The sequence below is a fragment of the Flavobacterium sp. MR2016-29 genome, from assembly GCF_015350695.1.
Lineage (GTDB): Bacteria > Bacteroidota > Bacteroidia > Flavobacteriales > Flavobacteriaceae > Flavobacterium.
This window is the reverse complement of the sequence record NZ_JADKPU010000004.1, coordinates 348,254-366,404: the sequence shown is the minus strand read 5'-3', so window position 1 is coordinate 366,404 and position 18,151 is coordinate 348,254. Positions and strand designations below refer to the sequence as shown.

22 protein-coding genes are annotated in these 18,151 nt (G+C 31.9%); 10 read left to right on the top strand and 12 right to left on the bottom strand.

Going from position 1 to position 18,151, the window contains the following annotated elements; genetic code table 11:
* Positions 1–43: 43 nt before the first annotated feature.
* The 5 genes from IR010_RS12320 to IR010_RS20130 form a co-directional block, all read right to left on the bottom strand.
* Positions 44–502, bottom strand: coding sequence for a sensor of ECF-type sigma factor (locus tag IR010_RS12320; protein WP_194569319.1), 459 nt, complete (start codon positions 500–502; stop codon positions 44–46).
* 16 nt (positions 503–518) lie between these two features.
* Complete coding sequence (locus IR010_RS12315) at positions 519–932, bottom strand: hypothetical protein (RefSeq protein ID WP_194604160.1); 414 nt, start codon at positions 930–932, stop codon at positions 519–521.
* 33 nt (positions 933–965) lie between these two features.
* On the bottom strand, positions 966–1,508 hold the full coding sequence (locus IR010_RS12310) for an RNA polymerase sigma factor (RefSeq protein WP_029272921.1): 543 nt from the start codon (positions 1,506–1,508) through the stop codon (positions 966–968).
* Between the two features lie 56 nt (positions 1,509–1,564).
* Entirely contained in the window at positions 1,565–2,770 is a 1,206-nt protein-coding gene (locus IR010_RS12305) for an SRPBCC family protein (RefSeq protein ID WP_194604158.1), read from the bottom strand.
* Between the two features lie 189 nt (positions 2,771–2,959).
* The gene (locus IR010_RS20130) at positions 2,960–3,148 is read right to left on the bottom strand and encodes a hypothetical protein (protein WP_029272923.1); all 189 of its coding nucleotides are present in this window, start codon (positions 3,146–3,148) and stop codon (positions 2,960–2,962) included.
* 81 nt (positions 3,149–3,229) lie between these two features.
* On the opposite strand from IR010_RS20130, the gene IR010_RS12300 reads away from it, so the two are divergent.
* Positions 3,230–3,610, top strand: coding sequence for a nucleoside triphosphate pyrophosphohydrolase family protein (locus tag IR010_RS12300; protein ID WP_194604155.1), 381 nt, complete (start codon positions 3,230–3,232; stop codon positions 3,608–3,610).
* 330 nt (positions 3,611–3,940) lie between these two features.
* Here IR010_RS12300 and IR010_RS12295 read toward each other — a convergent pair whose 3' ends face one another.
* Positions 3,941–5,011, bottom strand: coding sequence for a branched-chain amino acid aminotransferase (locus IR010_RS12295; protein ID WP_029272925.1), 1,071 nt, complete (start codon positions 5,009–5,011; stop codon positions 3,941–3,943).
* Between the two features lie 307 nt (positions 5,012–5,318).
* On the opposite strand from IR010_RS12295, the gene mnmD reads away from it, so the two are divergent.
* Together mnmD and IR010_RS12285 are read left to right on the top strand one after the other, a co-directional pair.
* Positions 5,319–5,984: a tRNA (5-methylaminomethyl-2-thiouridine)(34)-methyltransferase MnmD gene (gene mnmD / locus IR010_RS12290; protein WP_194604233.1), complete on the top strand. Its 666-nt coding sequence runs from the start codon at positions 5,319–5,321 to the stop codon at positions 5,982–5,984.
* A gap of 166 nt (positions 5,985–6,150) precedes the next feature.
* Positions 6,151–6,348 (top strand): hypothetical protein, encoded by a 198-nt coding sequence (locus tag IR010_RS12285; protein ID WP_017496117.1) that lies wholly within the window; start codon positions 6,151–6,153, stop codon positions 6,346–6,348.
* Positions 6,349–6,379: 31 nt separating this feature from the next.
* Here IR010_RS12285 and IR010_RS12280 read toward each other — a convergent pair whose 3' ends face one another.
* Positions 6,380–7,321 carry a LysR substrate-binding domain-containing protein gene (locus IR010_RS12280; protein ID WP_029272927.1) on the bottom strand — a complete coding sequence of 314 codons (942 nt, stop codon included), beginning with the start codon at positions 7,319–7,321 and terminating at the stop codon, positions 6,380–6,382.
* A 109-nt stretch (positions 7,322–7,430) separates the two neighbouring features.
* Here IR010_RS12280 and IR010_RS12275 point away from each other — a divergent pair, with 109 nt between their 5' ends.
* From IR010_RS12275 to can, 4 genes are all read left to right on the top strand, one after another.
* Positions 7,431–7,910, top strand: a complete 480-nt coding sequence (locus IR010_RS12275) for a Dps family protein (RefSeq protein WP_029272928.1) — start codon at positions 7,431–7,433, stop codon at positions 7,908–7,910.
* A 122-nt stretch (positions 7,911–8,032) separates the two neighbouring features.
* On the top strand, positions 8,033–8,317 hold the full coding sequence (locus IR010_RS12270; RefSeq protein WP_029272929.1) for a hypothetical protein: 285 nt from the start codon (positions 8,033–8,035) through the stop codon (positions 8,315–8,317).
* Positions 8,318–8,398: 81 nt separating this feature from the next.
* Complete coding sequence (locus tag IR010_RS12265) at positions 8,399–10,048, top strand: SulP family inorganic anion transporter (RefSeq protein ID WP_194569313.1); 1,650 nt, start codon at positions 8,399–8,401, stop codon at positions 10,046–10,048.
* A 125-nt stretch (positions 10,049–10,173) separates the two neighbouring features.
* Entirely contained in the window at positions 10,174–10,812 is a 639-nt protein-coding gene (gene can, locus IR010_RS12260) for a carbonate dehydratase (protein ID WP_029272931.1), read from the top strand.
* 33 nt (positions 10,813–10,845) lie between these two features.
* Here the strand turns inward: can and IR010_RS12255 are convergent, their stop codons facing one another.
* Both IR010_RS12255 and IR010_RS12250 read right to left on the bottom strand, forming a co-directional pair.
* A complete protein-coding gene (locus IR010_RS12255; protein ID WP_029272932.1) occupies positions 10,846–12,048 on the bottom strand; it encodes an LETM1-related biofilm-associated protein in 1,203 nt (400 codons plus the stop codon).
* Positions 12,049–12,153: 105 nt separating this feature from the next.
* Positions 12,154–12,681 carry a superoxide dismutase family protein gene (locus IR010_RS12250; protein WP_029272933.1) on the bottom strand — a complete coding sequence of 176 codons (528 nt, stop codon included), beginning with the start codon at positions 12,679–12,681 and terminating at the stop codon, positions 12,154–12,156.
* A gap of 213 nt (positions 12,682–12,894) precedes the next feature.
* Between IR010_RS12250 and IR010_RS12245 the strand changes: the two genes are divergently transcribed.
* From IR010_RS12245 to IR010_RS12235, 3 genes are read left to right on the top strand one after another with little or no spacing between them, the layout of a single operon-like run.
* The gene (locus IR010_RS12245; RefSeq protein ID WP_317174458.1) at positions 12,895–13,329 is read left to right on the top strand and encodes an META domain-containing protein; all 435 of its coding nucleotides are present in this window, start codon (positions 12,895–12,897) and stop codon (positions 13,327–13,329) included.
* A gap of 31 nt (positions 13,330–13,360) precedes the next feature.
* Positions 13,361–13,882 carry a DUF4251 domain-containing protein gene (locus tag IR010_RS12240; RefSeq protein ID WP_194604152.1) on the top strand — a complete coding sequence of 174 codons (522 nt, stop codon included), beginning with the start codon at positions 13,361–13,363 and terminating at the stop codon, positions 13,880–13,882.
* A 47-nt stretch (positions 13,883–13,929) separates the two neighbouring features.
* Positions 13,930–14,418 (top strand): hypothetical protein, encoded by a 489-nt coding sequence (locus tag IR010_RS12235; RefSeq protein ID WP_194604149.1) that lies wholly within the window; start codon positions 13,930–13,932, stop codon positions 14,416–14,418.
* Positions 14,419–14,487: 69 nt separating this feature from the next.
* Here the strand turns inward: IR010_RS12235 and IR010_RS12230 are convergent, their stop codons facing one another.
* From IR010_RS12230 to IR010_RS12220, 3 genes are all read right to left on the bottom strand, one after another.
* Positions 14,488–15,582: a glycoside hydrolase family 18 protein gene (locus tag IR010_RS12230; protein ID WP_194604146.1), complete on the bottom strand. Its 1,095-nt coding sequence runs from the start codon at positions 15,580–15,582 to the stop codon at positions 14,488–14,490.
* 270 nt (positions 15,583–15,852) lie between these two features.
* Positions 15,853–17,658: an acyl-CoA dehydrogenase family protein gene (locus IR010_RS12225; protein ID WP_194569306.1), complete on the bottom strand. Its 1,806-nt coding sequence runs from the start codon at positions 17,656–17,658 to the stop codon at positions 15,853–15,855.
* A 46-nt stretch (positions 17,659–17,704) separates the two neighbouring features.
* The gene (locus IR010_RS12220) at positions 17,705–18,055 is read right to left on the bottom strand and encodes a four helix bundle protein (RefSeq protein WP_134139938.1); all 351 of its coding nucleotides are present in this window, start codon (positions 18,053–18,055) and stop codon (positions 17,705–17,707) included.
* Positions 18,056–18,151 lie beyond the last annotated feature (96 nt).

Below are 18,151 nucleotides of genomic sequence, written 5' to 3'. Positions count from 1 at the left end.
AAGCATTATTATATAGGGGTCTTATCGCTGTTGTTTCTTGTTTTTAATCTTTGCCAGCTTTATCTCGATATTGTTTTAGCAATTTTCGGTTAAAATCATCTTCTGATTTTTTAAGCTTAAGTATCTTTTTTGCTGAAAGTATCTTTTTTAAACTTGTATTATATTTTTCTCTCAAAAGATATAATTCTTTATCAGTGCTTTCGATTTGGCTTAGAAGTGTTCCAGCTTCTTTTTCTGAAAGCGAATTGATATTGTCATCATCTAATTTGCTTAAATACGTTTTCATCTTTAAATGTCTTAATTCGAATTGTTTATCGTCATAAGCATTGTATACTGGCCAGAATTTTTCAGCTTCTGTTGGAGTTAATTCCAATTCAGTCGTCAAAAAAGAAACTTTATAAGCTTTAACCTTTTCGCGCTTTTCATCTATTCTGCCGTTTTGTGCATAAAATGAAAAACTTACTAGGAATAGAATTATCGGTAGTATGTTTTTGATTTTCATCTTTTAAGTTTTATTTTTATTCGGAAATTAAGTGTTCAATGTTTGGGTTTGATGCTAAAATATCTTCAAGCGTTTCATCTTCAATAGCAACATTTTTATTCAGTTTCTGAATATCTGTCGTGTCTAAATTCTGAATCAGATCGTATTGATTTAAATTCGATTGATACGATAAATACGTTTCTAAAGTATCTTCGTCCAGTTCTTTTGATGTTGCGTTATAATTGTTTACTATAGGAATCATTAATGCAATAACGACTACCGCTGCTGCCAGCATCGATATTACGTTTTTACGTTTGTAAAACGGAATTACTTTAACTTCTCTTTTGTCTATTTGCTGTAAAACTTTTGCCGATAAATCATCAAAATAATGGTCCGGAGTTTTAAATCCAGATTTGATTTTCGGTTCGTTTTCTAATTTAAATGCTTTCATAATATCTATAAGATAGGTTTTGTTACAAAAGGTTTAATTTGATGTAACATATAATTCAATTTTTTTTACTGCATGATGATAAGATGCTTTTAATGCTCCTACTGATGTACCTAAAATTTCTGCTATTTCTTCATATTTTAATTCTTCAAAATACTTCATCTTAAATACCAATTGCTGTTTTTCTGGCAAGGCGACAATTGCTTTTTGAAGTTTTATCTGAATTTCATCTCCATCAAAATAGACATCGGCTTTTAAATTATCGATAGTTTTATTCTGTAAAGCTTCTGATGTCAAGCCGCTTAATTTTGCTTTTTGATTCAAAAAAGTCAAAGCTTCATTGGTTGCAATACGATACATCCAAGAAAAAAGCTTGCTTTCGCCTTTAAAATTTTTTAAGTATTGAAATACTTTCACAAAAGTATTTTGCAAAACATCATCTGCATCATCATGATTCAGAACAATGTTTCGAATATGAGAATACAACGGTTTTTGATAATCAGACAAGAGTTTTTGAAACGCTGTATTTTGCGTTTTAGGATCTAATAGTTGTTGTATAAATTCCTTCTCGTCTGTCAAATTTCTTGATTTATTATTAGAATGAATTTCGAACAAAAGGTTTAATTTGCCCTATTTTAGAATTCAGACTGTTCTTCTTCTGGAGTTTTGGCTGGAGTTGTAACAGGTTTTGGTGTAACCGGTTTTTTTACTGCAGGTTTTACCTGTGCAGGTTTTACGGCTGCAGGATCAGCAGGCGATGCTTCTGTTTCGGCTTGGTTTTCAGTTCCGTATGATTGAATAGGTTCAGTAACGGGAACAATTTTTGGTTTAACTGGATAATATATTTCTGTCACTAATTTTGACGGACTTTTTACATCTAGTTTGCTGAGCGTTAAAATCTCAAGATGCGACCAGCTTAATTCTGGAGTTATTTTTTGATTATTTATAAAAGCACTTGTTTTTGCCATTGCTTCGTTCAGGTGTGTATAATCGCCTGTCAGAGTCGTTTTTACTGCTTCAAAACCATTTAGCTTCCCGCCTAAAATATCACTTCCTGGAGTTGTGGTAATTTCTTTGTTTGTTGGCAGACAAATAGAGATTTTTGCTAATCCAGTCGTAGTGTTGTAAGTGTGATAAATAATAAAAGGTTTTCCGTTTGTGCCTAAACCATTGGTTTCGCTAAAGTGAATAAGTTTCGGTATTACGATTCTAGCGTTTTTATTAACCTTTTGAATTTCGCTTGTAAAGGTTTGTTTAATATAAGCTGTTTCGACTTTGTTTACAACGCCGTTCACTTTTATATTAAAAGTTTTAGTTTCGTAATCTAAATTTTTGTCAATGTTTGCAAGGCTTTTTTCGTAAATAGTTCCAATTACTTTATCAGACCCTCCGTTTAAGGCAGTGTATATTTTAAACAAAAAGCTCATTGTTCCTTTCGCTTTCCAAGTTACTTTTGTTTTTCCGTTCAAAGTATCTTTTAAGGTCCAGTTCACATCAGCTTCTGTTCCATCATATTTCATTTTTTGCTGAATGCTTTCTCCTTCTTTAGTTTTAAGCGTTATTGCATTTCCTGCACCTTCTTCACCATTCCAGTAGTATGAACCACCGCTTCCAATCGTTTTATTTGGATACGTCATTTGAATTGAAGGATCTTCTGCAGACCAAGATTCAAAATCTTCGTAGTTTCTAAAATCATTTAAATAGCTGTAAACAGTAGCTTTTGGCGAATTAATCACTTTGCTTCTTTCGACAGAAAAAATCCCTTTTTGGGTAGCGACAAAAACGGTTAGGGCAACTAAGCTTAATAACGATAAAAGAAATAAATATTTTAGAATCTTCATTGGAGTAGGTTGTTTGGTGTCGTAAAGTTATAAATTTTATTACTAGTCACACTAATAGCTTCAAAAAATAAAAGTATAGTATTTAATTGTATTTTGATCAAAAATATGTTCAAATAAAACGATTTTGAAATGGTTTAATTGTAGTTTTTTGAAATTTATTTTACTTCTAATACTAAATAATTTTTTGATCTATCGTTTGAAGAAAAATTTAATTACAAATAGTAGTGCTATAAAAAGTAAAAACACAAGCAGTACTTTGTAATTTCCTTTGTAGAAAATTTTATGAAGAGCAAGATCTTTTCGATAGGCGAATATCATAACGATTACAAATGCGATAAAAAAACAGACTGCGAATATTAATTGTCCTTGACTAAACATACTTTAAATTATTTTTCACAAATTTAGAGAATTGTATACGAATAGTTGCTAATTTGCCACTTCATTTAATCAATTAAAATCATGAAGAAACAACTTGATGCAGTGACTGAATTTCATACTGCTTTTAAAATAGGTCACAGCCAAACTCCAATTGCTGATTTGGGTGAAACTAAAAAACTGCTCCGCTATAATTTAATGAAGGAAGAAAATGAAGAATATCTAGAAGCGGTTCAGAATAATGATTTGGTTGAAATTGCCGATGCGCTTGGTGATATGATGTATATTTTGTGCGGTACCATTATCGAACATGGATTGCAAGATAAAATTGAAGCTGTTTTTGATGAAATTCAGCGCAGTAATATGAGTAAATTGGGAGAAGACGGCCAGCCAATTTATCGTGAAGACGGAAAAGTAATGAAAGGCCCGAATTATTTTAAACCTGATTTTTCGAAGCTTTTGTAAAATAAAATTTCAAATTGAATTTACTTATTTTCTAATTCTTTTATCAGTTGCGTTAATTTTTGTTCCCAATAAATAGTGTCAAAAATGACGTTATAAGATTTTTTAAAAGTTGTGTTTATTTCATATTTTTAATAATGAGCAATTTCAAGAATATCAATCTGAATATTTAAGTAGATTGGATTTTCATTGTCTTCTTCAATCCAGATAGACGAGCAGAAATATTATAGTTATATTTTAAATTTACCATAATGAAAATCTGATAATTTTTATTACAAATAAAAAACCCGATAAAACTAAATTTATCGGGTTGCTTTTTAATATGGTTTTGGATTATTGAACTTTAACTGTCCATCCATAAGTGTCTTCAGAAAGTTTATTTTGAAGACTTGTCAGTTTTTCTTTTAAGAATGAGGCATATGAGTTCTCAATAGGAGCCATTTCGTAATAAACATCTTGATAAGAGAAACCTTTAATAACACTGATAACTGCAGCAGTTCCAGCTCCAAAAATTTCTTTTAGAGATCCGTTTTTAGCGGCTTCAACTAATTCAGAAACAATCACAGGACGTACTTCTACATCTAATCCTTCTTTTTCTGCCATGGCAATTAAACTTTTTCTGGTAACACCATCTAAAATTCTCTCGCTTGTTGGTGCCGTTAATAAAGTATCATTGATTCTGAAGAAAACATTCATTGTTCCTGCTTCTTCTAGTTTTGTATGCGTTGCATCATCTGTCCAGATAACTTGTTGAAAGCCGTCTTTGTTTGCAAGATTAGTTGGGTAGAATTGCGCAGCGTAGTTTCCAGCCGCTTTTGCAGCACCAATCCCGCCATTTGCAGCTCTACTGTAATGTTCAGCAATAATAACTTTTACTTCACCGCCATAATATGATTTTGCAGGAGAAAGTAAAATCATAAATTTATATTCGTCAGATGGATTTGCAATAACACCAGGACCAGTCGCTATCATAAAAGGGCGAATGTACATACTGCTTCCGTTTCCTCTCTGAATCCATTCTTGATCTATTTTTAATAATTCATTTAAACCTTCCATGAAAATATCTTCTGGAATTTCTGGCATTGCCATACGCACAGCAGAATTGTTAAAACGTTTGTAGTTTTCATCAGGTCTAAACAACCAAACATCATTATTTTCATCTTTATAAGCTTTCATTCCTTCAAAAATAGCTTGTCCATAATGAAAGACTTTTGATGAAGGATCCATTAAAATCGGTGCATAAGGCTTAATGACCGGAGTCTGCCATTGTCCGTTTTTATAATCACATTCAAATAAATGGTCTGTAAAAACAGCACCAAAGCTTAAGTTTTCGAAGTCTACTCCGCTTATTTTAGACGAAGTGGCTTTTCTGATTTCAATTTTGCTGGTTTGAGTTGTACTCATAATAATGTAAGTTTTTAGGTAATTTTCATCTCAATAGAAAATATCTAAAGTAATGATATAGTATAAAATAGAATTTATTAAATGCAAAATTAAATAAAAATATATAAAATACTTAGTAAAACTGCATTATTTACTGCCTTTAACTGAGATTTATTTATCTTATAATAAACTCAAAAAATAGGCTTTGTTTTATAAAGAATTTATGAAAAAACTGCCGATTTTTAAGGCTTTACGCATTTGTTTTGACTAAATTTGACTCATGAAAAGGCTGAAATGCCAAGACTATCAGACTATAAATTACGAAAAAGTGAAAAGAGAAATAATAAAAACGCTAGATGGTTCTACTACAATTCATTTAGAAGAATGGAATGAAAGTTATCATTCAAAACACGGTGCCATACAAGAAGCAAAACATGTCTTTATAAAAAATGGACTTTCGTTGTTTGAAAATAATCCTGTTTCTGTTCTTGAAATTGGTTTCGGAACTGGCTTAAATGCCTTTATCACTTTTTTAGAGTCTGAAGAAAAACAGCAGAAGATTGATTATGTAGGAGTAGAGGCTTATCCTGTAAATGCAGAAGAAGTTTTAGCTATGAATTATGTTGTGGAATTAAAGGCATTGGAATTTGAGAACATTTTTCAGAAAATGCATAAATCTGAATGGAATAAGAAAACCGAAATTAGCACTCTCTTTTCGTTAACCAAAAGGAAACAATTTTTTGATGAAATAAACGATTATGAAATTTTTGATTTGATTTACTTTGACGCCTTCGGATATCGCGTTCAGCCGGAGCTTTGGAGTACTGAAATCTTTCAGAAAATGTATAATAGTTTAAAACCAAATGGAGTTTTGGTAACATATGCCGCCCGTGGCGTTGTTAAAAGAAGCATGATTTCAGTTGGCTTTACAGTCGAAAAATTAGCAGGTCCTCCGGGAAAACGTGAGATGTTTCGCGCCTTTAAAAAGGTATAAATTATTAATTTAGAATAATTCTTAATTGATTTATATTTACTAAGAAAACGGTTTCGTTGATAAATATTTTAAAAAAATTAGTTAAAATTAGTCGTTATATGGGTTATTTGTTTAAATTTGGTGCGAGTTTAAAAATATAGATAACCCCCCAAAATCTTATTTTATTATGTCAAAAATGATGTTTGATTACACGAAATCAATACTTGAGAGAGTAAGTTTCGATCCGATACTTTTCTGCAAAGAGTTAGAAAAAGCTATCAAAACGCTGTTACCGTATGAAATGGAACAATTGCAAGAATGGTTATTAAATTTCATTATTGAAAAACCAGAATTAAAACAAAGTTTACTGCTAATTAAAGTATAAAAAAAGGAGCCAATTGGCTCCTTTTTTATTTTTATTTCTTTTGCAGCGGACTAATGATTTGAACATTTTGAAAAACAATTGCTCCCTTTACAACTCCGGCGATTGTAGATCGCAATGCGTCAATGATTTGCATTTTTAATTCGCTTTTTGGGTAAATTAAACTTACCTCACGAGCAGGTTTTGGTTCCTTAAAATTACGCAGTTTCAGCTTATCGGAATCTTTTAAATCCAAGGTGTGCAAGTACGGAAGTAACGTTGTACCAAGGCCTTCATCTGCTAATTTTATAAGTGTTTCAAAACTGCCGCTCTGAATCTGAAAATTGTTTTGATCAATATCCGAACCGTTTTTGCACAAGTTCAGAATTCCGTCTCTAAAACAATGTCCATCTTGTAAAAGTAAAATTTCGTTGATATTTAAATCAGCAACTTCAATTTCTTCTTTTTGAAAACTAGCGTGATGTTCTGGTATATAAGCTACAAATGGCTCAAAATATAAAACAATCTCTTTTATTTTTTCATCTTCTAAAGGGGTAGCAGCAATTGCAGCATCTAAATGACCATTTTTTAATTTTAAGATAATTTCATCTGTGTTCAGTTCCTCAATTAAAAGCTTAACTTTTGGATATTTTTTGATGAAATTATTAAGGAACATTGGTAAAAGCGTTGGCATAATAGTAGGGATAATTCCCAAACGAAATTCTCCTCCAATAAAACCTTTCTGTTGCTCTACAATATCTTTTATTCTGTCGGCTTCATTAACAATGTTTTTGGCTTGATTTACAATCTTCTGGCCAATATCGGTAAGCTGAATAGGTTTTTTGCTTCTGTCGAATATTAATATATTAAGTTCTTCTTCAATTTTTTGAATCTGCATGCTTAATGTCGGCTGTGTTACAAAACATTTTTCAGCAGCGAGTGTAAAATTTTTATGTTCGGCAACAGCTAACACATATTGTAATTGAGTTATCGTCATTTTGATAGTATTTTTTGATGCAAAAATAAGTAAATATAATTTTTTTTTATAACTTTTTTCGAGAACTTCCTTTAGATTTGTAGTAAACTTAGTGTAAAAAATGAAAACCATGAAAACAAATATTTTAGGATTGCCTGTAAAAGAATCAGCCTTAGTAGTAAAAGAATTGAATATTTTATTATCCAATTTTCAGGTATATTATCAAAATTTAAGAGGAATTCATTGGAATATCCGTGGAAAGCGTTTCTTTGACCTGCATGTAAAATTTGAAGAATTATATACAGATTCTCAGCTAAAAATAGACATGATAGCCGAAAGAGTTTTGACAATTGGAGGTACTCCTTTGCATACATTTGAAGATTATCTTAAAAACAATAAATTAACTGTTGGAAAAAATATTTCGAATGATGAAAAAGCAGTTCAATTGATTGTTCATTCATTATCTGATTTATTAAAAATTGAAAGAGAAATCTTGAATAAAGCAGCAGAAATTAATGATGAAGGAACAAATTCTATGATGAGTGACTTTATCGCTGAGCAGGAAAAAACAATCTGGATGATGAATGCATGGCTTGAAGAAGAGCTTTAATGTATTGGCTATAAAAGATTTAAAAGTAGAATGATCTCTTTAGATTGTGCTGCTTTTTTGTTATTGTTAAATTTCTATAAAAATCTCTTTGATTTTATTTCTTTAACACTATTTTTGCTCCAATGAAATTAATCGCTCGCATATTATTATTCATATTTATTGCTTTCTTGGCAACGCCTACTGTTGTAACGTTGATGAAGAAAAGCAATGATACTTCTATGTTTTTCAGTTTTTCTGAAGAAGAGCATTCGCATAAAGAACTTAAGGCTGCTGTTTATCCAGCAATACTTCAGCATGAAGTTATATTGCCAGTCTATATTGAAAAAAAGACCATTGTGTCTGAAAATATTGTAAAGTTAGACAATATTTCACCGAGCATATTTGCTCCACCTCCCAACTTGGCATAATACTTCCGATTATTTTGAACTATACTGCATTTAGAATAAGTGCGGTTAATCTTTAATGAATAATTTTTTTAGTATTGTGTTATGACAAAAAAAATCAATCTTTTTGCTAACCTTAAATCTGATTTTGCTTCAGGTTTGGTGGTTTTCTTGGTGGCTCTTCCATTGTGTTTAGGTATTGCAATGGCTTCTGGAGCTCCTTTATTTTCTGGAATTATCGCGGGTGTTATTGGTGGTATAGTAGTAGGATACTTGAGCCAGTCGCATATTAGCGTTTCAGGCCCTGCCGCTGGATTAACAGCGATTATTTTAACCGCTATTAGTGATTTGGGTGCTTTTGATGTGTTTTTGCTGTCTGTTTTTATTGCTGGATTAATTCAATTAGCATTAGGATTTTTAAAAGCCGGAAGTATATCAAATTATTTTCCTACCAATGTAATTGAGGGAATGTTAGCCGGTATCGGAATCATTATCATCTTAAAACAATTGCCTCACGCTTTTGGTTACGATGCAGATTTTGAAGGCGATCAGGCATTCATTCAAAATGACGGAAGCAATTCATTTTCATTTTTATTCGATGTTATCAATCATATAAAATTAGGAGCGGTAGTAATTTCATTAGTTTCACTTGTGATCTTAATTTCTTGGGAAAAAGTACCGTTTTTAAAACGCTTAAAATTAATTCCGGGTGCACTAGTTGCGGTTATTGTTGGAATAGTTTTAAATGAAATTTTTGTTTCTTCAGGAAGTTCATTGGCAATTGCAAAGGACCATTTGGTTTCTCTGCCAGTTCCAAAATCCTTTGAGGAATTAAAATCTATTGTGATTGTCCCAGATTTTACAGCAGTTGCAAATCCGAAAGTTTGGGTAGTTGCCCTTACCATTGCTATTGTAGCTTCTATTGAAACGTTATTGTGTATTGAAGCTTCTGATAGAATGGATGTTCAAAAACGTTATACAGATACAAATGTTGAACTTAGAGCACAAGGTATTGGAAATATTGTAAGTTCACTTTTAGGAGGTTTGCCAATGACATCAGTTGTCGTTCGATCATCTGCTAATAACAATGCAGGTGCAAAATCTAAAATGTCGGCAATTATTCACGGCGTACTTTTGCTGATAAGCGTTTTGGCTATACCAGCAGTTTTAAATAAAATTCCATTAGCAACTTTAGCTACTGTTTTAATTTTAGTTGGATATAAATTAGCCAAACCAGCGACTTTCTTTCATTTTTGGGAAAAAGGAAAATACCAATTCGTGCCTTTTATCGCAACCTTAGTATTTGTTGTAGCAACAGATTTACTTAAAGGAGTTGCATTAGGAATCATCATCAGTATTATTTTTGTATTAAGAGGTAACTTAAAAAGAGCCTATGTTTTCAAAAAAGAAGAATATGAAGATGGAGATGTAATTCATATCGATTTAGCACAAGAAGTTTCGTTTTTGAATAAAGCCGCAATTAAACAGACTTTGAATGATATTCCAGAAAATTCAAAAGTGATTATCAATGCGCATGATACTGAGTATATTGCTCATGATGTTTTAGATTTGATTCGTGAGTTTAAAGAAACACGGGCTGTTGATGCAAATATCAAAGTAAAACTAAAAGGTTTCAAAAAGGCTTACGAGTTAGAAAATACTCCAGATAACAATAATCACGTTTCGATAGAGCATTATTATGATGTAGCAAAGAGAGCATTGGTAAAAAAAGAAATAACAAAAGAAAATTTTTAAACAAATTATATAAATTAAAGGTATTTCTAACGATGATGAAATATCAAAATTTAGGTAACTTTACATGAGTTTCTTTTTGATATCTTTAATCACCTAGTAATATCAATCAAAAAAAATAAAAAATAATGAAAGAGTTTTATAAGCAAATATTAGAAAACAATAAACAGTGGGTTGAACAGTCATTAGCAAAAGACCCTAATTATTTTGCAGATTTAGCTAAAGGACAAACACCGCCATTATTATGGATTGGATGTTCTGACAGCCGTGTTCCGGCAAACGAAATTATTGGAGCTAAGCCAGGAGAAGTTTTTGTTCACAGAAATATTGCCAACATGGTGGTTCACTCTGATATGAATATGTTGAGTGTTCTTGATTATGCTGTTAATGTTTTGAAAGTAAAACACGTTATTGTTTGCGGACACTATGGTTGTGGTGGTGTAAAAGCGGCAATGGGGAATTTATCTGTTGGAATTATCGACAACTGGATTCGTCACATTAAAGATGAATACCGCTTGCATGATAAATATCTAAATTCAATTGAAGATGAAACAGAGCGTTTTAATGCTTTCGTTGAAATCAATGCTAAAGAGCAAGTTTACAATTTAGCTAAAACTTCTATTGTACAAAGTGCTTGGAAAAATGGTCAGGATTTAATGCTTCACGGATGGGTTTACGGTTTAAATTCTGGTTTTGTAACCGATTTAAATGTAACAATTGCTTCGAATGATGAACTTGATGATGTTTACCAGCTGAGTAATCTATAATAAAAAAAAATCGCCTCAAAAGGGCGATTTTTTTTATTCGTTTTCGTCTAAATTTTCATTAAAAGCAGATGGCAATAAGGTTGGAATAAACTTTATTAAAATCGGCAACAGTAAACTTCCGCCGGGAAGCAAAAATATTGTCAGGGACGGAATCGTTTTACAAATATCTAAGAGCTGTTTTTTAACTTTCTTTTTTTCTTTGGCGTCCAGATCTCTGGTTGTAGAATAAGCCAAAAGAATCATTAATTCTTTACTTTGAACTATTTCCTTAACCAGTCTGTTTTTATTTCTTACAATTAGTTTTACGACCGTATGCGTCATCTGATCGTAAAAGTGTTTTACAGGATTAGAATAATTAAAGTATGGAATTTTCTTTTTATGAGTTGTAATAAAAGTATTTGTTGTTGCAATGCTTTTAGCTACAAAAGCATCAGAAACATTCATAGAAGATCCTAATGAATATAGAAAATAAGCTTCTTCATTTTCTACAACACCATCACTCCATAAAGCCATTCCGGCCATATCGATCAAATAATAATGTTCGAGCGTATTTTTGAAATAGTCTAATTGCAAGGTTTCTAAAGTTTCAACCGTAACTTTAGAGAATTTTGAATATCTTATTGAAGCTTCAAAAAGTTTGATTAGTAAATCGTCATGCTGCGATTTTACCGTTTTAGTTTTTAGTGCTAAACCTACAATACCCAAAACAGTTTCTTCAATTCTTTTCAAATATTTATCCGGAATTGCACCGTGTTCTAAATATTGTCTAAAAGCTAAAACATCAATAAACAACAAGGCGTTAGTTACTAAATGCGAAAAGTTTTTACTGATAATACTGTCATTCGTCTGTACTCGCTGATCGATTATATTTTCTAAAGAAAATGACGGACTGTCTTTTGGAAGTAAGATTTTGAACAAATTAAATCCTTCAGGATTCATTTGGTTGTAGAATTTTAAAACTTCTGAAATAAAGTTATTAGGTTCAGAACTTCTTTTTTCTAAACAAAAAACATGATATAATGTATTTAGTAAAGCAACTTTAGAGATTTCTGTTTTAAACCATCCTTTGATCGGAATTGGAACTTGAGAATCAATAGAGATAATATGACCGTAAATAAAACCAGTTTCTCTTACTTTATAGTAAAACGAATCTGTAGTCTCAAAAGGAATCGCTTCTGAAAACTTTTGTTCACTAAAAAACTTATCTATCCAGCCTGATGCCGATGGGTTAATCATTAACTTTTATTTGAGGATACAAAGCTAATTTTTTTTATTGTTTTAGTATTCATTTTAAATGAAATAACCACTAGATTTTATAAAAATAGTGGTTATTGCTTTTTTTTATTTGATGATTCCCGCACAGGCAACTCGACCTCCTGCATTTCCAGTAGGCTGTGTCGTAAAGTCATCTGTTCCTTGATGCACGATTAAACCTTTTCCTAGAACATCTTTGGTTTCGTCTCCACAGCCAACACACCATTCGTCAGTCGTTAATGTGATGGTTCCGTTTCCTTTTGCATCAGCAGTAAAGTTTCCTATATCACCTTTGTGATATTCAGCTGAACCCCATTTTCCGTGTTTTTTAAAAGTAGGATTCCAGTGTCCGCCGGCTGAACTTCCATCGGCAGCTGTACAATCTGATTTCTCATGAATGTGAATTGCATGAACTCCAGGCTGTAAACCTGCCACTTTTGCTACAAAAGTTACTTTTCCATTTTTCTCAGTAAAAGTTGCAGTACCACTAACGGTACTGTTGCTTTTTGGTTCTAAATTAACGGTTAAAGTTTTGGCGTCATTTGATTTTGTATTAGTCTTACAGCCAATAATTAAGGCTGTAATTATAGCGAAAGAAATAATTGCTTTTTTCATATGTATGGCTTTTAAATTAAAGATTAAGTAAATTTAACATAAAAAAACCGATATACTGGAAGCTAAAAGTTAAAAAAATCTAAAACTATTACCCATAATTTAATAGCTGCTTGCCATGTAAAGACGAAAATATTGCTTAAATTCGTATACGTTTTTAACGAAAAATTTCCGAATACATTTTTCTAATTCATTAATATTTTAATACTTAAAGTTATGATGAAGAAGTTTTTTATCCTTGTTTTTCTAAGTACGATGCTGTTATCTTGTGCTATTTTTAAATGCAAAAAAAGCGATTCAGTTTCTAAGCTTGAAGGAAGCTGGGAACTTAATTATATTACAGGTCCAAGAATTGCTTTTGATGGTTTATATCCAAATAAAAAGCCTGCCATTAATTTCAATATCAAGGAAAATCAAGTTTCAGGAAACAACAGCTGTAATTCGTTTACCGGAAAATTGAGTGTAACTCAAAATAAAATAGATTTTAAGCAACCCATGGCCGTAACAAAAATGATGTGTATGGACGGACAGGGAGAACAGGTTTTTATGGCTGCACTTCAAAAAATAACATCGTATAATATTACAGATGACGGAAAAACATTAAATCTTATTTCTGGAGATATTGCAATGATGCGATTTACCAAAAAATAGAAATTATTTTAACTCTATTAAATTATAATTTATGAAAACTAAAATATCCATTTTATTAGTGTTAGTATTGCTTTTAAGTTTTCCAGTTTTGGCACAGGAAAAAACAAAAAAAGAACTTAAAGCAGAAAGAGAACTGCAGAAACAAAAAGAAATAGAAGCATTAATTGATTCGAAAAATTTTGTTTTTGAAGCCCAGAAAGCCACACCACAGGGAGGAAGATTTCTTAATTTAGATTACAATACTTATTTTCTAAAATTTAATGAAGTAAAAACAACCTGCGATCTTCCTTTTTTTGGCAGAGCATATAATGTTGCTTATGGCGGAGACGGCGGTATTAAGTTTGAAGGCGTGCCGGAAAATATCAAAATTGAAAAAAATAAGAAAAACTACATTGTTCGAGCTACTGTTAAAGGAAAGAATGATGTATATAATCTTTTATTTTCAATATTTTTTAATGGTAATGCCACGCTTTCCGTAAATAGCAACAACAGAGCTGCGATTTCGTATGACGGTGAAATTGAAGCACCAAAAGCAGAAGAAAAAAAGCAATAAAGAATCAATTTGTTTTTTAGAAGATTAACTAATTTAAAATTAAAACTATGAAAAAAGTAATTGTTGTTCTAGTTCTGGCTGTAGCCTCGTTTTCATCATATGCTCAATCTACGTTTAAAGAAGATGTAGAAATTGTGCAAAGTGTTTATGGAAAATCTAAAAGTGATCTGGTAAAAGAATACATGAATCTGTCTGATGCGCAGGCAACGGCTTTTACAAAAGTCTACGAAAATTACGAAACAGAACGTAAAGCGCTGGGACAGACAAAGTTTCAATTGATCAATGATTATGCAGCCAATTATAATACGCTTACTGATGCTAAAGCCGATGAACTTGCAAAAGCAACTTTAAAAAACAATATGGCTTATGAAAAGTTATATACCAAAACGTATGGCAAGGCAAAAAAAGCTGTGGGAGCAATAAATGCAGCAAAATTTATTCAATTAGAAGTGTATCTGCAGACTACAATTCGTAATGAAATTCAAAATTCAATTCCATTTATTGGAGAATTAGACAAATCAAAAGTAAAAATTTAGTTTCAGCTTTAATAGAAACGGCTGTCATTGTAAAATGACAGCCGTTTTTATTATTGATCTTCAAGTAATTTATTTTCCTGTTTTTACTTCGTAAATAGCATTAACCATTCCGTTTTTCGGACTGTCTAGTGTCAGTTCCCAAAACATGATACCGCCTAATTTTTTAGACTTCACATATTCTGTTTTTGCTTTTATAGATTTCAGGTCGTCAGATGTTGCAAATGTTTTTGTCCCGGCATTATACCAGTATGGCGCTTGTGCCTTTTCATCATAAAAATATTTCCAGCCATTAGCTTCTGTATAAGTTGAAGCAAAGTTTTTAAAATCAGCACCTTGAATATGTTCTCCAGGCTGATAAAGACCGTTGTTTACGTTTTCTACATTTTTCCATGTTCTAGAATAAAAAGCACCGCCAATAATCAATTTTTCAGCAGGTACTCCGTGTTTTATCAAATAAGTAACAGCTCTGTCTGTAGATTCTTCTTTTGGATTTGTACTATATAAAGGCGTATGATGACCTGTAACTTTAGAATATCCATTTACTAAATCATAGCTCATAATATTAATGCGATTAACTAACGGTGAAACAGTTTTCCAATCGATAGATTCATCTAAATATTTTTGAAAACCACCTGCAGCGAAACTCAATTCGTATTTTTTGCCTAAAGTAGAACGTAATATTTTAATTAATTCAGTAAAGTTAGGTTTGTCAGCTGGTTGAAATAAATGTCCAGGCAGTCCCTCAATTGCCGGATATTCCCAGTCTAAATCTAGACCGTCAACTTTAAAATAATCGCTTACTTCTTTTACTGATTTTGCAAACTTTAATCTTCCTTCTGCAGTTGAAAATGCAGCAGAACAAGGTTCACAGCCTCCCCAGCCACCAAGTGATAATACGATTTTTAATTGTGGATTTTTAACTTTCAAAGAAACCAAATGCTTAATTGTAATAGAATCTTTTGGAGAATCAACACTTAGTTTTCCGTCTTTTAAGTGGCAGAAACTAAAAATAATTTGATCTAATTTATTGATTTCGTATTCGTCAATTAGTTTCGAATCACCTGTATAATAAGCGATAATGTCCATTTTTTTGTTTTTCTGCGCAAATGTAGCTGTAGAAAATATACAGCAAAATAAAAGGGTAATTACGGTAATCTGTTTCATTATATGTTTTTTGAAGTTTTAGAACGCTAAATATAAAACATTAGAATTTAAATTTTGCTATCAATCTTGTATCAAAAACGCAATTTTAATAAAGATTTGTGAAATGTTTTTTTAAAACCATATAAGTTATATAAGATCATAAAAGTAATTTATATCTAATGCCTTTATTTAAATGAACTTATATGGTTCAAAAAAAAGCAAAAAATAAACCCGCACAGTTTCGGACATGTGCGGGTTTAAACAAATTAAAAGCTAAAAACTATTTTTGTATTAGTAGCAGTATTCGTTTTCTGCAACTAATTTAGAAGTAATCGTTTCTCTTAATGCCACTACATTTGGCATGTTTGTGTATTTTGTAAAACGTTTTAATCCCATTAACATCATACGTTGTTCGTCACCTTCAGCAAAAGAAACAATTCCTTCTTTTCCTTTTTGGTTCACGATATCTACAGCTTTGTATAAGTATAATTTTGCCATAGCAATTTGCTCTTGTACTTTAGCTTCTCCTTGATTTTTTGCTAATTTTTCAGTTCTTAAAATAGTACTTTCAGCCATGTAGATTTCGATTAAGATATCAGAAGCCGCCATTAACAATTGTTGGTGAGCATCTAAATCTGCACCGTATTTTTGAACAGCACTTCCAGCAACCATTAAGAAAACTTTTTTCAAGTTTGCGATGATTCCTTTTTCTTCAGCAAATAATTCAGAAAAATCTGGAGTATCAAAAGATGGAATTCCCATTAATTCTTCTTGAACTTTCATAGCTGGTCCAAGTAAATCAACGTGACCTTTCATTGCTTTTTTAATCAGCATACCTACAGAAAGCATTCTGTTGATTTCGTTTGTTCCTTCGTAAATACGAGCGATACGGGCATCTCTCCAAGCACTTTCCATTGGAGTATCTTCAGAGAATCCCATTCCACCAAAAATCTGAATTCCTTCGTCAGCACAAGATTGTACGTCTTCAGAAACTGCAACTTTTAAAATAGAACATTCGATAGCGTATTCTTCAACACCTTTTAATTCAGCTTCTTGATGAGAAGTTCCTTCAGCTTCACGAGCAGCAATTCTGTCTTCGATATCTTTTGCAGCTCTGTAAGAAGCGCTTTCTCCAGCGTAAGCATTCGTTGCCATTTCAGCTAATTTAGAACGGATAGCTCCAAAAGATGAAATTGCAGTGTTAAACTGAATTCTTTCATTAGCATATTTTACTGCATTTGAAGTAACTCTACGTTGTGCATCTAAACAAGCAGCAGCCAATTTAATACGACCTACGTTCAAGGCATTCATTGCAATTTTGAAACCGTTTCCTCTTTCAGATAACATGTTTTCGACAGGAACTTTTGTATCGTTGAAGAAAACCTGACGAGTAGAAGAAGCACGAATTCCTAATTTATGCTCTTCTTCATTCATAGAAATTCCGTTTGATGGATCATTTTCTACGATGAAACCTGTAATGTTTTTATCATCTCCAATACGAGCAAAAACGATGAAAACGCTGCAGAAACCTGCATTCGAAATCCACATTTTTTGTCCTGTAATTTTATAGTGAGTTCCGTCTTCAGATAAAACAGCTTTTGTTTTTCCTGAGTTAGCATCAGATCCTGCGCCTGGTTCTGTTAAGCAATAAGCTCCAAACCATTCTCCAGAAGCCAATTTAGGAACGTATTTTTTCTTTTGCTCTTCTGATCCATAAAGTGTAATTGGCATTGTACCAATTCCTGTATGAGCACCAAAAGCAGTTGAGAACGAACCTGTAGCACCAGAAATGTAGTCGCAAACTAACATCGTAGATACAAATCCCATTCCTAATCCGCCGTACTCTTCAGGAACTGCAACTCCAAGAAGTCCAAGTTCACCAGCTTTACGCATAGAAGCTTCTGTATATGCATAATCTTTTTTCTCAAAACGATCTTTATGCGCCCATAATTCTTTGTCTACGAACTCTTTTACAGAGTCACGCATCATTAACTGTTCTTCAGAGAAATCTTCTGGTGTGAAGATGTCCTCGCATTTTGTTTCTTTAACTAAAAACTGACCACCACGAGTCACGTTTTTTTCGATTGTATCTGCCATTGCTTATGTTTTTAGGTAAAAGATGAAAGAAGCAAGAAGCAAGATTTTAATTTAACTTGCTTATGAACCCCGTGGTCATCTTTTGAAATTCAATTATTTTGTTTTCTAATTTTTCTGTTTTTTCTTTTGTTACATAGTCATTTTGACAAGCTATTAACAATTGTGTCTGCAATTCAAATGACGAACCTAAACTGATATTCAAATAATGTTGAAAATGTTTATTTCCTCTGTTTGATCCCTCAGCAATATTTGAAGGCATTGAAACAGAACATCGATTCATTTGATTGACTAAACTATAAATTTCTGATTTTGGAAAAGTGGCCGTTAATCTATAGATGTCATTAGTAATTTCCATAGCTAAAATCCAAATTTTCAAATTCTTAAAATTGTGTCTCATGTTTTTTTTTGAGGCAAGATAAGAAAGAATAATTAAAGTAAGTTTTTTACTACTTTTATAAGCCTTTATCTTCAGAATATTTTCATTCCAAAAATC